The sequence below is a fragment of the Halopseudomonas bauzanensis genome (genome assembly GCF_900114735.1).
GTDB classification, from domain to species: domain Bacteria; phylum Pseudomonadota; class Gammaproteobacteria; order Pseudomonadales; family Pseudomonadaceae; genus Halopseudomonas; species Halopseudomonas bauzanensis.
Genome location: NZ_FOUA01000004.1, coordinates 246030 through 260181 on the forward strand (window position 1 = coordinate 246030; position 14152 = coordinate 260181).

The following is a 14152-nucleotide window of genomic DNA, read 5'->3' on the forward strand; positions in this document are numbered from 1 at the left end:
GCCGCTGATAGCCCTTCAGCTACCCAGTTTCAAATGTTGTTCATACAGCAGATCAACAATACCGTTACTCGGTGCATAGCCCTGTACTGTGGATAGCAGTGTTTCGCGCACCAGGTTGTAATTGTCATCCCGTACCGCCTGGCGCAGGGTATCGAGAATCGGCAGCAACTGGTTCCACGGTATGTAGATCTCATTGGCCCGGTGGATCTTGCTGTGTGCGGTCGCCTCCGGGTTGTCGCCGATCAGCAGTTCCTCATACAGCTTCTCACCCGGCCGCAGTCCGCTGAAGGTCACCGCGATATCGCCCGAAGGATTGATCTCATCGCGCACTGTCAGGCCCGACAGCATGATCATCTTGCGCGCCAGATCGACAATGGTCACCGGCTCGCCCATATCCAGCACGAACACATCACCACCCTGCCCCATGGCACCCGCCTGGATTACCAACTGCGCGGCTTCGGGAATGGTCATGAAGTAACGGGTGATATCCGGGTGGGTCACGGTCACCGGGCCGCCACGGCGGATCTGCTCGCGAAAGCGTGGAATCACCGAGCCGGACGAGCCCAGCACGTTACCGAACCGAACCATGGTGAAACGTGTACGGTTCACCTGACTGACCTGCGCCTCCTCGCCCCACAGGCGCGGTGCCTGCTCGGCACTCAGCGCCTGCAATACCAGCTCCGCCAGACGCTTGGTGGAGCCCATCACGTTGGTCGGGCGCACAGCCTTGTCAGTGGAGATAAGGACGAAGTTTTCCACCCGGCACTTGATCGCCGCCTGCGCGGTATTCAGAGTGCCGAACACGTTGTTCATGATGCCTTCGGCAATATTGTGCTCCACCATCGGCACATGCTTGTAGGCTGCGGCGTGGTAGATAGTATTGATCTTCCAGGCACCGATCACATCCCGCAACCGACTGAAGTTGCGGATCGACCCCATGATCGGCACCAGCTGGATGTCCAGCTTGCGGCTGCGAATCCAACCCTCCAGCTCGCCATGGATCGCATACAGCGCATATTCGCTGTGCTCGAACAACACCAGCGTGGTTGGCTCCGACTGGACAATCTGGCGGCACAGTTCACTACCGATCGAGCCACCCGCGCCAGTGACCATCACCGCCTGACCCTTGATGCAACGCTGGAACAGCGATGGGTCCGGCGGCACTGGATCGCGCCCCAGCAGATCGGCGATGTCTACCTCCTGCAGGTCATCCACTTTCACCTTGCCGCAGGCCAGGTCCATGATCCCCGGTATGGTACGCACATGCAGACCATGGCCCTGCAGCTTGGCCAGAATCTCCTGGCGCCGCGACCGGGTCGCCGACGGCAGAGCCAGCAGCATTTCCGCCGCGCCGGTTGCGGTGATCATGCTGCCTACCTCTTCTCCGGAATACACCGGCAGGCCAGCAATAGTCCGGCCGACCAGCTTGGGATCGTCATCCACGAAAGCCACCGCCTTGTACATCCGCCCCACCTTCAGCGAAGCCAGCAACTGAGTACCCGCAGCACCTGCGCCATAAATAGCCACCGGCTGCCCAGCTATCTCGCCATCGCGGGAGCGGATGCTTGGCAGACCAGCGGTCAGCCAATCCCCCATGAAGTATTCCCGAGCCAGCAGACGCAACCCACCGATGAAGATCAGGCTCAGTGCCCAATAGGAGAAATACACCGAACGGGGGAACAGCACGTCCCAGCCCAGGTCCTTGGCCACCAGCAGGGTGAAAGCAAACGCCAGGAAGCCCAGGGTGACCGCCTTGGCGATGCAATAAAGCGCAACGTTACCGAAATGCCGCATGACGGCGCGATACATGCCCATGCGCACATAGAGCGGCAAGGCCAGCAGCGGCGCGAGCACGAATAGCAATCCTTGGCCATTCTCCGGCCAGAGCCAACCCTCATCACCCAGCCGCAGAAATAGCGCCAGCCAGAGGGCCAGTGACAACAGAAGCACATCAGCCACGATCTGAATGGAGCGTTTCTGGTTATGGTTGAGTTCAATCAGTCGTTCTTTCAACACAGGAGAAGGCCTCTGTTTTTGGGAAGCAGTACGCCGGGCGCGGCCGCACGGCGCAACCTGCCACAGATGCGACAGCTAATGTAACAGAATGTTCCGATCAATTAACGGTAGCCATTTGGGTTGGCTGACTGCCAACGCCAGGCATCGACGCACATCGCTTCGAGATCCAGGCCCGCGCGCCAGCCAAGTTCCCGCTCGGCCAGCATGGGATCAGCGTAACAGCTGGCGACATCCCCAGGACGACGATCAGTCAGGGCATAAGGCAGTTCGCGACCGCAGGCACGCTCGAACGCATGCAACATATCCAATACCGAATAACCCATGCCCGTACCAAGGTTGAAAGCCTGGATGCCCCGTCCGCGCTCCAGCCACTGCAGCGCCTTGACATGCCCCTCGGCCAGATCCATGACGTGGATGTAATCGCGAACCCCGGTGCCATCGTGGGTCGGATAGTCACTACCGTAGACACTCAACCGCTCGCGCCTACCGACCGCCACCTGGGCGATATAGGGCATCAGGTTGTTGGGGATGTCCGCCGGGTCCTCGCCGATACGGCCACTGATGTGAGCGCCTACGGGATTGAAATAGCGCAGCAATGCAACATTCCAGCTGTCATCTGACACATGCAGGTCACGCAGCATTTCTTCGATCATGAGTTTGGAGCGACCATAGGGGTTGGTCGCACTGGTTGGAAAGTCCTCACGGATCGGCAGGGTAGCCGGATCGCCATAGACAGTGGCAGAGGAGCTGAACACCATGTTCTTCACCCCGGCACGCTGCATGGCCTGGCACAGCACCACAGTGCCGCTGACGTTGTTGTGGTAGTAGCGTAGCGGCTGCGCCACCGATTCGCCCACCGCCTTCAGGCCGGCAAAGTGGATTACCGCATCGATGGCGTGGTCTTGAAACAATTGATCAAGCAATGCTGCGTCGTTGATGTCACCTTCAACCAGAGTCACCGCGTGGCCGACGATATCCTCGACCCGCCGCACCGCTTCACGGCAGCTGTTGCTGAAATTGTCCAGCACCACGACCCGGTATCCCGACTCCAGCAATCTGATGCAAGTGTGCGAGCCGATATAGCCTGCACCGCCTGTCACCAAAATGGACTTGCTCATGCATTGTTTCCTTGATCAATTGCGCGTATGGCTTCCAGCAACCTGTCCGTTTCGCGTTGCATCAGGGTTTCATCACCGCGGCTTTCCACGTTCAGGCGAATAACCGGCTCCGTATTCGAGGCCCGCAGATTGAAGCGCCAGTCCGCGAAACAGACACTCAGGCCGTCAGTGTAATCGATATCCAGCGCACCGGGCGCGTACCGTGCCTCCATCGCCTTGAGCATCGCCGGGGCATCACTGATTGTCAGATTGATTTCTCCAGAAGACGGATAGGCTGCAATGCGTTCACCTACCAGCTCAGAAAGCGGCTTGCCCTTGCGACAAACCAGTTCCGCCACCAGCAGCCAGGGAATCATGCCACTGTCGCAATAGGCGAAGTCACGGAAATAGTGATGCGCACTCATCTCGCCGCCGTAGGCCGCATCCTCGGCGCGCATGCGCTCCTTGATGAAGGCATGCCCGGCCTTGGTTTGCACCGCCGTTCCGCCATTCTGTTCGACCTGCTCCACGGTATTCCATACCAGTCGCGGATCATGAATGATGCGTGCCCCCGGCTCCTTCTGCAGAAAGGCCTCGGCCAGCAACCCGACAATGTAATAACCCTCGATAAAGCGACCCTGCTCATCGAACAGGAAACAGCGATCGAAATCGCCATCCCAGGCAATTCCCATATCGGCCCGGTATTCGAGCACCGCATCGCGGGTCACGCCACGGTTCTCGGTCAGTAACGGGTTCGGGATACCGTTGGGGAAGCTGGCGTCGGGCTCATGACATATCTTTACCATTTCCACCGGCATGTGCAGTTCGGCAAAGGCCTCCTCCAGCGCGTCCACCACCGGGCCGGCCGAGCCATTGCCGGCATTGACCACAAGACGCAGCGGCGTGAATGCCGCCGGGTCGATATAGCCGAGCAGATGCTCGATGTAATCGGCGCGAATATCGATCTGCTCGTAACCGCCACGGTCCACATCGGCGACAGTGGGATCGCGGCCATCGACCAGATCGTATTCATTGGCCTCGGCAAGAGCGCGGATATCCGCCAGACCGGTATCCGCCGAGATCGGTCGCGAGCCTTCGCGTACCAGCTTGAAACCGTTGTAATCGATGGGGTTATGCGAGGCTGTCACCTCGATCCCCCCATCTACCCCCAGGTGGAACGTGGCGAAATACACTTCCTCAGTGCCGACCATACCCAGATCCAGCACATCCACGCCTTCGTCACGCAGTCCGTTGGCCAGCGCCGCCTTCAATACCGATGAGGTTTCTCGCACATCGCCACCCAGAACGACTTGTTTGGGCTTGAGCCATTGCGCGAACGCTCGGGCGATGCGGTAAGCAATGCTCTCATCCAGTTGCGAGCCCAACTGGCCGCGGATGTCATAGGCCTTGAAACAGGTGATCTCAGACATGTTGGTTCCTTTGCTTGAAAATCAGAAAATCGTCCGAACCGCTAACCCAATATCCGCCGCAGCAACCCTGCCGTCGATGAATCCACTCCCTCCAGGTCTTCTCGCTCCCCTCGAATTTGCGCCAGCGTATCCACCGCCAGCCGCTTGCCCATCTCCACTCCCCATTGATCGAAGGGGTTGATATTCCAGATCACCGATTGTACGAACACCTTGTGTTCGTACAGTGCGATCAGTGCGCCAAGACTGTGGGGAGTAAGCTCATCCAGCAGCAGTGTGGAACTCGGCTGGTTCCCACGGTAGCGCTTGTAGCTGGGCATGCTATCGGGGTCCGGGAGCGCGGCGTCGCCCAGAGCCAGCAGACGGGACTGGGCGAGGCAGTTGGCCAACGCCAGTTCATGTTGAGCGGCGAGCTCCTCCACCGGTTGCCCCTGTGCTTCGCGGTAACGCCGAGCCGGCATGATGAAGTCACAGGTCACCGCTTCGGTGCCCTGGTGCAGCAATTGGTAGAACGCATGCTGGGCGTTGGGGCCTACATCGCCCCAGATGATCGGGCAGGTGCTCTGCTCCACCGGCGTGCCATTGCGCGTCACGCTCTTGCCATTGGACTCCATTTCCAGCTGTTCAAGATACATCGGCAGGTGTTTCAATCGCCCGTCATAGGGCAATATCGCCTGGGCATTGATGCCCAGCACATTGGTATTCCACACCCCGATCATCGCCATCAGTACCGGCAGGTTGCGTTCCCAGGACGCGGTACGGAAATGCTCATCGATCAAATGCGCACCGGCGAGCATATTGCGAAAGCCATCCATGCCTACCGTCAGCGCGATCGGCAGGCCGATCGCTGACCACAGCGAGTACCGGCCGCCAACCCACTCCCATATCTGCAATTGGTTCTCTTCGCTGATGCCCCACTCGGTCATCTTCGCCACAGCTGACGAGACACCCAGGAAATGGCAGTGCAACACCCCGCTATTGCTGCCCAACGTCCGCTGCAACCACTGCCGGGCGGTTTCCGCATTGCTCAGCGTATCGATGGTGGTGAATGACTTGGAAGAAATGATGAACAGGGTGGAATGCGGATTCAGGGTTCGCAGCAGTTGCGACAATTGGCTGCCATCCATGGTCGAGGCAAAGTGTACCGTCAGCCGCGACGAGGTAGGCATCGCGCTGTCGCACAGCGCCTCACTAACCATCAAGGGGCCCAGGTCCGAGCCGCCAACACCGATATTGACCACGTCCGTCACCACCTCGCCGGTCACGCCCCGCCACTGTCCGGCGTGGAGCTTGTTGACGATGCGGTCCATACGGTGCAATTGCTCATGTACCTGAGCAGTGATGTTCTGGCCCCCAACCATGCATTTGGTCTCGGCCGGTAGTCGCAATGCCCAATGCATGGCCGGGCGTTGTTCAGTGCAGTTGACCGGGTCGCCAGCGAACAAACGCCCGATCCAGTCATCCAATTTGGCCTGTCGTGCGAGCTCGAACAGATCGGACAATGTCTGCCCCGTCAACCGCTGTTTGGAATAGTCGAATAGCAACGGCCCGCATTCACAATGCAGCTGCTTGAAGCGCTGGGGATCGCTCGCGAACAGCTGCGCCAGATGTTGTTCCTTCATGGTGTCGGCGTGGTCCGCCAGAACGCGCCAGATCATATGCTGTCTCCCACTGCCGTAGCCATTCAACGCCGCCCGATGCCGTAGTACATAAACCCGCTGCGCTTCACGAAGCCCGGATCCCAGATGTTACGCCCATCCAATAGCAGCGGCGTCGCCATCTCGGCATGCAGCCGCGTGAAGTCGGGGCTCCAGTAGGACTTCCACTCGGTCACCAACATCAGCGCATCGGTTGCTGCCGCTGCCGCATAGGGATCATCATGCAACACCAGGTCATCCCGCTCACCAGCCCATTCAGCCAGCGCCGGCAATGCTCGCGGATCATGTACATGCACCTGCACTCCCTGGGCCCACAACGCTTCGATCAGTTTCAGCGCCGGCGCATTGTCAATGCGCGCCGATTCGGGTTTGAATGCCACGCCCCAGATAGCCACCCGGCGTCCTTCCAGCTGCGTGTCATAATGGCGCCAGAGCTTGCGAAACAGCGACTCCTTCTGCCGCTCGTTGATTTGCAGTACCTCTTCCAGCAGCTGCGCCTGCAGACCGCTGTGTTGCAATGTGCTGGCCAGGCTCATCACATCGCGGGAGAAGCTCAGGCCGCCGAACCCGCAACCGGGGTACAGGTAGGCTTCACCAATACGCGTATCCGCTCCCATGCCCTGGCGTACACGTTCGATATCAACGTCCAGACTGTCTGCCAGATTGGCCATATCATTCATATAGCTCAGGCGCGTCGCCAACATGCCGTTGATCGCCAGCTTGGTAAATTCGGCCTCGCGCGGGCGCATATGCATGATGCCGTCACGTCGGCGGTTGAAGGGGCGCAGCAGCTCGGCCACCAGCCGGCTGGCCCAGGGCGTGTCGGCGCCCACCAGCCAGTGATTGGGCCGAGTGAATCCGGTCAGCGCCCCCCCCTCGGTCAACAGGTCCGGCACGCTGACTACCGCACCGAATCGCGAATCTGCACCCGGGCGGTTCAGCAGCGCGCGCTGCAAGGCTTCGGTGCTCCCCACCGGAAAAGTCGACTGGTTGACCACCAGAAATTCCGGATCGATATCCGCCGGCAGGCCTTCAACCAGACGGTGCGCAAGCCCCAGCGCGTCCGGCGATAACGCCAGCCACAAAACGGTACAACGCGCATCAGGCAACACATTAAGGGGGGCCACAGTCAGCCGACCGGTCCGCTTCTGTTCCACCATCAAAGGCGCCAGACCAGGTTCACGCAGAGTGAACTCATCACTGTCCAGGGTGTTTGCGACCGAACCGGGTGAAACATGCAGGGTCACCTGATGCCCCGTCGACGCCATCGCCGCCGCGCTCACCAGGGCGCACAGCGTATCGCCATACACTTCAAGGTTCATTTATCAGCCCTCAGCCTGATAACGTGCCAACAGCGCGCGAAAATCCGCGCCCAGTTGCGGGTCCTGCACACCATAGGCCAGTGTCGCCTCCAGGTAGCCCAGCTTGCTGCCGCAGTCATAGGAGCGCCCCGCTATATGCCAGGCCTCCACGCCTTCGCTCTTCATCAGCTCGGCAATCGCATCGGTCAACTGAATCTCACCACCTGCGCCCGGCGCCGTGTTGGCCAGCAGATCAAAAATGCCGGCAGGCAACACATAACGCCCGACGATCGCCAAATTCGAAGGTGCCTGCTCGCGCGGCGGCTTCTCCACCACGCGGGTCATGCTGGCATGTCCGGCTGGCTGCAGATCAGCGCCGTTCAGGTCGACAACCCCGTACTGATGAACAAGCTCAACCGGCACCGGCTCGACCATGATCTGCGCCCGGCCGGTGTCGGCAAAACGCTGGGTCATCAACCCCAGATCGCTGCCATGGCCGGCCTGTTCCACCAGCACATCCGGCAGCATCACCGCAAAAGGAGCGTCACCGACGACCGGGCGCGCGCAGTACACCGCATGCCCCAATCCGAGGGCCCGCCCCTGGCGTACCGCCGTCACCTTCAATTGCGGTGGTGCGATATCGCGTAATACCTGCAGCAGTTCTTGCTTGCCCCGGCGTTCCAGCTCCGCCTCCAGTTCGTAGTTCACATCGAAGTGATCCTCGATGGCCTTCTTGCTGGAATGCGTCACCAACACGATTTCATTGATTCCCGCGGCCAGGGCCTCTTCCACCACATACTGGATCACCGGCTTGTCCACCACCGTGACCATTTCCTTGGGAATCGCCTTGCTGGCCGGCAAAAAGCGTGTGCCCAGCCCCGCAACCGGTAGAACTGCCTTGGTAACCATCACGGTAACTCCTGAATATCCAAAAAATGCTCCATTTAAGAAAGCGCAGCGTACAGAGAGTTCAGATGATATCTGTGCCACCGCTCCTTTTCCCACCTATAACTGAACCGTTATGGAAAAGTGGCCAGAGCGGCCCTGGACGCCGCTGCCGCTCACCCGGCAACCGGCGCGTGCGACGTGTAAAGCAGTGGCGTTTCCGGTAGCATGACGCCATCGTAACCGCCTGGAATTCACCCATGACCGATCGCCTTACCTTGATCCGGCCCGACGACTGGCATATTCACCTGCGTGACGGCGCTGCGCTGCAGCATACCGTTGCCGATGCAGCACGCCATTTCGCCCGCGCCATCATCATGCCGAACCTCGTGCCACCGGTGCGCGATGGCCAGCAGGCGGACGCTTACAAGGCGCGCATTCTGGGCGCGCGCCCGCAGGGTAACGCCTTCGAGCCGTTGATGGTGCTCTACCTGACTGACCAGACCACACCCGAGATCATTCGCCAGGCCTGGCAACAACGTCAGGCCATCGCCGCCAAGTTGTATCCCGCCGGCGCCACGACCAATTCGGACTCCGGTGTAACAGCGCTGGAGAAAATCTACCCAGCCCTGGAAGTCATGGCCGAGCTGGGCATGCCGTTGCTGGTGCACGGTGAGGTGACCCATGCCGAGGTGGATATCTTCGACCGGGAAAAGGCTTTCATCGACCAACAGCTGGTCGCGCTGACCGAACGCTTCCCAACACTGAAGGTAGTGTTCGAACACATCACCACCGCCGATGCCGTGGATTTCGTGCGCAGCGCCTCCGGTCGCGTTGGCGCCACCATCACCGCCCATCACCTGCTGTACAACCGCAACCATATGCTGGTGGGCGGTATCCGGCCGCACTTCTTCTGCCTGCCGATTCTCAAGCGTCAGCGCCATCAGCAGGCGCTGGGCGATGCAGTGCTGTCGGGCTCCAACAAGTTTTTTCTCGGTACCGACTCAGCCCCCCATGCGCGCCATGCCAAGGAAGCCGCCTGCGGCTGTGCGGGCTGCTACAGTGCCCATGCGGCAATCGAACTTTATGCCGATGCGTTCGAAGAGCTGGGTGCGCTGGATCGGCTGGAAGGGTTCGCCAGTCTGCATGGTCCGGACTTCTATGGCCTGCCGCGCAATACCGACCGTATCACCCTGGTGCGCGAGCCCTGGACCGTACCCGCGACACTGCAATTGGGTGAGCAGGAGCTGGTGCCATTGCGGGCCGGTGAAACCATCCATTGGCGGGTCGTCTGATCCCTTTTGAATTAAGGACGCTGTGTGAGCGAGTTTGACTACGACGATAACGATGCGCTGGAGGGCCCGGCCCATTCCGGTGGCCCCAAACCACCGATGGCCTACCGCTTTCGTGGCTTTCTGCCGGTGGTCGTGGATGTGGAGACCGGCGGCTTCAATTCAGCGACCGACGCCCTGCTGGAAATTGCCGCTACGCCAATCCTGATGGATGACGATGGGCAGGTGTATCCTGACCAGACGCATTTTTTCCGGATCGAGCCCTTCGAGGGCGCTAATGTCGAGCCGGCGGCGCTGGAATTCACCGGCATCAAGCTGGACCATCCGCTGCGTATGGCCGTAAGCGAAAGCCATGCCCTGACGGAAATCTTCAAGCATGTGCGCAAGGCCGTGAAATCCGCTGGTTGCAAACGGGCGGTACTGGTTGGCCATAATGCCTTCTTCGACCTCGGCTTCCTCAATGCGGCTGTCGAGCGCACCGACATCAAGCGCAACCCCTTTCATCCCTTCTCCTGCTTCGATACCGCCACCCTTGGCGGCCTTGCCTATGGTCAGACCGTACTGGCCAAGGCCTGCGCTGCGGCCGATATCGAGTTCGACGGTCGCGAAGCCCATTCGGCTCGGTACGATACCGAGAAGACCGCTGAACTGTTCTGCACCATCGTCAATCGCTGGCGCGACATGGGTGGCTGGCCACCGGTCTGAAGCGCCGCGCAGGCCGGCCAGATAATTTCGATCTGGTCGGCTACACTTTACAGCGGTATTAACAGTTGCTCTGCCAACCACGTGATACCGGCGTGCCTCTGGCATACCGGTGAGACCAAGAAGAAGGAACTATTCCCATGAAATTCAAAGCACTCCCGTATATTTTTTCTGCAGCACTGGGCTACGCCGCAGTGGCGGCCACACCCGCGGTCGCCCAGCAGAATTTCATCACCATCGGTACTGGTGGCCAGACTGGCGTCTACTATGTGGTCGGACAGTCCATGTGCCGTCTGGTCAACCGTAACACCAACGAGCATGGTATCCGCTGCAACGCACCCTCCAGTGGCGGTTCGGTCGCCAACGTCAACGCCATTCGCGGCGGTGAGATGGACATGGGCGTAGTGCAGTCCGACATCCAGTACAAGGCCTATGAAGGGATCGAGAACTTTGCCGATACCGGTGAGTTCAAGGAAATGCGCGCAGTCTTCGCCCTGCACGGGGAGCCCCTGACCATCGTCGCTCGCCGAGACGCAAACATCGAGCATGTCAAAGACCTCAAGGGCAAGCGCTTCAACGTCGGCAACCCCGGCTCCGGTCAGCGTGACACCATGGACGTGGTCATGGACGCGCTGGGCTGGACGCTTAATGATTTCGCCCTGGCCTCCCAGCTGTCCGCTGCGGAACAGGCGGCTGCGCTGGGTGACAACAACATCGACGCCATGGTCTATGTGGCTGGCCACCCCAACGGTTCAATTCAGGAAGCCACCACTACCGTGGACTCGGTCATCGTCGCGGTCAACGGCGAGGAAATCGACGGCATCATCGCCGCGCAACCCTACTATGCCAAGGCAGTCATTCCCGGCGGCATGTACCGCGGCAACGACAACGATGTAGAAACCTTCGGCGTACGTGCCACCATGGTCGCTTCGACCAATGTTCCGGAAGAGACCGTATACCAGACCGTAAAGGCCGTATTCGATAACTTTGATCGGTTCAAACGCCTGCACCCCGCTTTTGCCAATCTCGATGAACAGGAAATGATCAAGGAAGGCCTGTCCATTCCGCTGCATGATGGCGCCGTGCGCTATTACAAGGAACGCGGCTGGATGTAAGCCCTGGGTCGGGCCTGCCCGAGGCAGGCCCGATCTTATCTGAAACACCCACAGGGAATAGTCAATGACCGACTCTGCCAAGCGCGAAGACCTCCTTACCGAACTGGATGACCTCGTCGCCACAAGCGACACCGGTGCGCGCAAACCTCACGGCCTGACGGGCAAGCTGTTACTCTCAGTTGCCGCTTTCTGGTCCCTCTTTCAACTCTGGATCGCCTCACCGCTCCCTTACATGGTCGGGTTTGGCGTATTCAACAGTACCGAAGCCCGCTCTATTCACCTGGCCCTGGCGGTGTTTCTCGGCTTCATGGCCTTCCCCGCACTGCGCCGCTCGCCACGAGACCGAGTGCCCCTGTCGGATTGGATCATGGCGTTGGCCGGCGCCTTCTGCGCCGCCTATATCTACCTGTTTTATGCCGCACTGGCGGGACGCCCCGGCAACCCCACCACCCTGGACGTAGCCGTCGCCATTGTCGGCCTGCTGCTGTTGTTGGAGGCCACGCGCCGCGCCCTGGGCCCTCCCCTGATGATTGTGGCCCTGGTCTTCATCGTCTACTCTCTGGCCGGCCCCTGGATGCCCGGCATGCTGGCCCACCGCGGCGTCAGCCTGACATCCCTGGCCAACCATCAATGGTTGAGCACCCAGGGGGTGTTCGGTATCGCCCTGGGCGTATCCACCAGTTTCGTCTTTCTATTCGTGCTGTTCGGCTCTCTGCTAGACAAGGCCGGCGCCGGCAACTACTTCATCAAGCTGGCGTTCTCCCTGCTGGGCCATTACCGCGGCGGTCCGGCCAAGGCTGCCGTGGCCGCCTCGGGCATGACTGGCCTGATTTCCGGCTCGTCCATTGCCAACACCGTGACCACCGGCACCTTCACCATTCCGATGATGAAACGCGTCGGCTATACCGCAGAACAGTCCGGTGCAGTAGAAGTATCCGCGTCGGTCAACGGTCAGATCATGCCGCCGGTAATGGGTGCGGCGGCCTTCCTGATGGTTGAGTACGTCGGCATCTCCTATACGGAAGTCATCAAGCATGCCTTCCTGCCGGCGATGATTTCCTATATCGCCTTGTTCTACATCGTGCATCTGGCCGCCCTGAAAGCGGGCATGCAGGGATTACAGAGCAGTAACCCTGACCGCCCCATGCTACGCAAGGTGCTGGGGTTTCTCACCGGCCTGCTATTGATCATGGGATTGTCGGTAGCCGTCTATTACGGGCTTGGGTGGCTGAAACCCTTGTTGGGCGATTACGCCGCCTGGGTCATCGCGGCCGGTCTCGCGGCCACCTACCTTGCCTTGGTGCGAATCGGCGCCCGTTATCCGGATCTGGAGCTGGATGATCCGAACTCCCCCGTGGTGTCCATGCCGCAGACCAGACCCACGCTGATGACCGGCTTGCATTACATTCTGCCGGTGATCGTGCTGGTGTGGTGCCTGATGGTCGAGCGGCTCTCGCCCGGTCTGTCTGCATTCTGGGCCACGGTGTTCATGATCGCCATTATCATCACCCAACACCCGCTCATCGCCCTGTTTCGCAAGGAGCAGGATGTCGCCACGAAGGTCCGCCAGGGCTTTTCTGACCTCTGGGAAGGTCTGGTCGCCGGCGCGCGCAACATGATCGGCATTGGTATCGCCACCGCAACCGCAGGCATTATTGTTGGCGCCGTATCCCAAACCGGCGTCGGGCTGGTGCTGGCAGACCTGGTGGAAGTCCTGTCCATGGGCAACCTGATGCTGATGCTGATGCTGACGGCGGTGCTCAGCCTGATCCTCGGCATGGGCCTACCCACCACGGCGAACTACATCGTGGTATCGGCGCTTCTGGCCCCGGTGATCGTTACGCTGGGGCAGCAGAACGGCCTCATCGTACCGCTGATCGCGGTGCACCTGTTCGTGTTCTACTTCGGCATCATGGCGGATGTCACGCCGCCCGTCGGCCTGGCCTCCTTTGCCGCTGCAGCGATTTCCAGGGGTGACCCCATCCGTACCGGCTTCCAGGCGTTCTACTACAGCCTGCGCACCGCGGCTCTGCCCTTCCTGTTCATCTTCAATACCGACCTGCTGCTGATCGACGTGAGCTTCGTATATGGCGTGGTGATATTTGTGATTGCCACCATTGCCATGCTGATCTTTGCCGCCGCCACTCAGGGCTGGATGATCACCCGTAGCCGCCGCTACGAAAGCCTGCTGCTTCTGCTGGTAGCCTTCACCCTGTTCCGCCCCGGATTCTGGATGGATCTGTTGCATGACCCCTACCGCTCCATTCCACCGGCGGAGATCACCCAGGCCCTGGATCGGATGGACGAGGACAGCAATCTGCGCATGCAGATCAGCGGTGTTGATGATATCGGCAACCCGACCACCTTCTATTTGCTCGTCCCGATTCCCAATGGCCTGACCGGCGAGGAAAAACTGGAAAACCTCGGTCTGACACTGATGCAGGAAGGCGACCGCACCCTGGTGGACATGGTGAGCTTTGGCAGCCTGGCGTCACAGCTCGGCTTCGATTTCGATCAGGAGATACTCGAGGTAATGGCACCGGTTGACCGCTACCGCAAGGAATGGATGTGGATTCCCGCACTGCTGATATTCGCACTGGTAGCCTGGCTGCAGTGGCGTCGTCGCCCCGCGACGCCGGCAACCACGGCGTAAGGAGCC

10 protein-coding genes are annotated in these 14152 nt (G+C 60.1%); 4 read left to right on the forward strand and 6 right to left on the reverse strand.

Annotation, left to right across the window (positions count from 1 at the left end):
- Positions 1 to 15: 15 nt before the first annotated feature.
- The 6 genes from BM267_RS11065 to galU all read right to left on the reverse strand — a co-directional run bounded on the left by BM267_RS11065 (position 16) and on the right by galU (position 8408).
- Positions 16 to 2016, reverse strand: coding sequence for a polysaccharide biosynthesis protein (locus BM267_RS11065; RefSeq protein ID WP_235818272.1), 2001 nt, complete (start codon positions 2014 to 2016; stop codon positions 16 to 18).
- A 101-nt stretch (positions 2017 to 2117) separates the two neighbouring features.
- A complete protein-coding gene (gene galE, locus BM267_RS11070) occupies positions 2118 to 3134 on the reverse strand; it encodes a UDP-glucose 4-epimerase GalE (protein WP_074780038.1) in 1017 nt (338 codons plus the stop codon).
- On the reverse strand, positions 3131 to 4543 hold the full coding sequence (locus BM267_RS11075; RefSeq protein WP_074780041.1) for a phosphohexomutase domain-containing protein: 1413 nt from the start codon (positions 4541 to 4543) through the stop codon (positions 3131 to 3133). The genes galE and BM267_RS11075 overlap by 4 nt, the downstream gene beginning before the upstream one ends.
- 41 nt (positions 4544 to 4584) lie before the next feature.
- On the reverse strand, positions 4585 to 6198 hold the full coding sequence (pgi, locus tag BM267_RS11080; RefSeq protein WP_074780044.1) for a glucose-6-phosphate isomerase: 1614 nt from the start codon (positions 6196 to 6198) through the stop codon (positions 4585 to 4587).
- A gap of 26 nt (positions 6199 to 6224) precedes the next feature.
- The gene (locus BM267_RS11085) at positions 6225 to 7520 is read right to left on the reverse strand and encodes a UDP-glucose dehydrogenase family protein (protein ID WP_074780046.1); all 1296 of its coding nucleotides are present in this window, start codon (positions 7518 to 7520) and stop codon (positions 6225 to 6227) included.
- Between the two features lie 3 nt (positions 7521 to 7523).
- A complete protein-coding gene (galU, locus tag BM267_RS11090; protein WP_074780048.1) occupies positions 7524 to 8408 on the reverse strand; it encodes a UTP--glucose-1-phosphate uridylyltransferase GalU in 885 nt (294 codons plus the stop codon).
- 236 nt (positions 8409 to 8644) lie between these two features.
- On the opposite strand from galU, the gene pyrC reads away from it, so the two are divergent.
- The 4 genes from pyrC (at position 8645) to BM267_RS11110 (ending at position 14146) form a co-directional block, all read left to right on the forward strand.
- A complete protein-coding gene (pyrC, locus tag BM267_RS11095) occupies positions 8645 to 9679 on the forward strand; it encodes a dihydroorotase (protein ID WP_074780051.1) in 1035 nt (344 codons plus the stop codon).
- Positions 9680 to 9775: 96 nt separating this feature from the next.
- Complete coding sequence (gene rnt / locus BM267_RS11100; protein WP_407920278.1) at positions 9776 to 10381, forward strand: ribonuclease T; 606 nt, start codon at positions 9776 to 9778, stop codon at positions 10379 to 10381.
- A gap of 137 nt (positions 10382 to 10518) precedes the next feature.
- Positions 10519 to 11493: a TAXI family TRAP transporter solute-binding subunit gene (locus BM267_RS11105; RefSeq protein ID WP_074780056.1), complete on the forward strand. Its 975-nt coding sequence runs from the start codon at positions 10519 to 10521 to the stop codon at positions 11491 to 11493.
- A 64-nt stretch (positions 11494 to 11557) separates the two neighbouring features.
- Entirely contained in the window at positions 11558 to 14146 is a 2589-nt protein-coding gene (locus tag BM267_RS11110; protein ID WP_074780059.1) for a TRAP transporter permease, read from the forward strand.
- The last annotated feature ends 6 nt before the right edge of the window (positions 14147 to 14152 follow it).

What these genes read in the sequence shown, in the direction of transcription:
- BM267_RS11085 (WP_074780046.1), bottom strand. Translation starts at nt 7,520, where the DNA reads ATGAACCTTGAAGTGTATGGCGATACGCTGTGCGCCCTGGTGAGCGCG.
- BM267_RS11105 (WP_074780056.1), top strand. Translation starts at nt 10,519, where the DNA reads ATGAAATTCAAAGCACTCCCGTATATTTTTTCTGCAGCACTGGGCTAC.
- galE (WP_074780038.1), bottom strand. Translation starts at nt 3,134, where the DNA reads ATGAGCAAGTCCATTTTGGTGACAGGCGGTGCAGGCTATATCGGCTCG.
- BM267_RS11075 (WP_074780041.1), bottom strand. Translation starts at nt 4,543, where the DNA reads ATGTCTGAGATCACCTGTTTCAAGGCCTATGACATCCGCGGCCAGTTG.
- pyrC (WP_074780051.1), top strand. Translation starts at nt 8,645, where the DNA reads ATGACCGATCGCCTTACCTTGATCCGGCCCGACGACTGGCATATTCAC.
- galU (WP_074780048.1), bottom strand. Translation starts at nt 8,408, where the DNA reads ATGGTTACCAAGGCAGTTCTACCGGTTGCGGGGCTGGGCACACGCTTT.
- pgi (WP_074780044.1), bottom strand. Translation starts at nt 6,198, where the DNA reads ATGATCTGGCGCGTTCTGGCGGACCACGCCGACACCATGAAGGAACAA.
- BM267_RS11110 (WP_074780059.1), top strand. Translation starts at nt 11,558, where the DNA reads ATGACCGACTCTGCCAAGCGCGAAGACCTCCTTACCGAACTGGATGAC.
- rnt (WP_407920278.1), top strand. Translation starts at nt 9,776, where the DNA reads ATGGCCTACCGCTTTCGTGGCTTTCTGCCGGTGGTCGTGGATGTGGAG.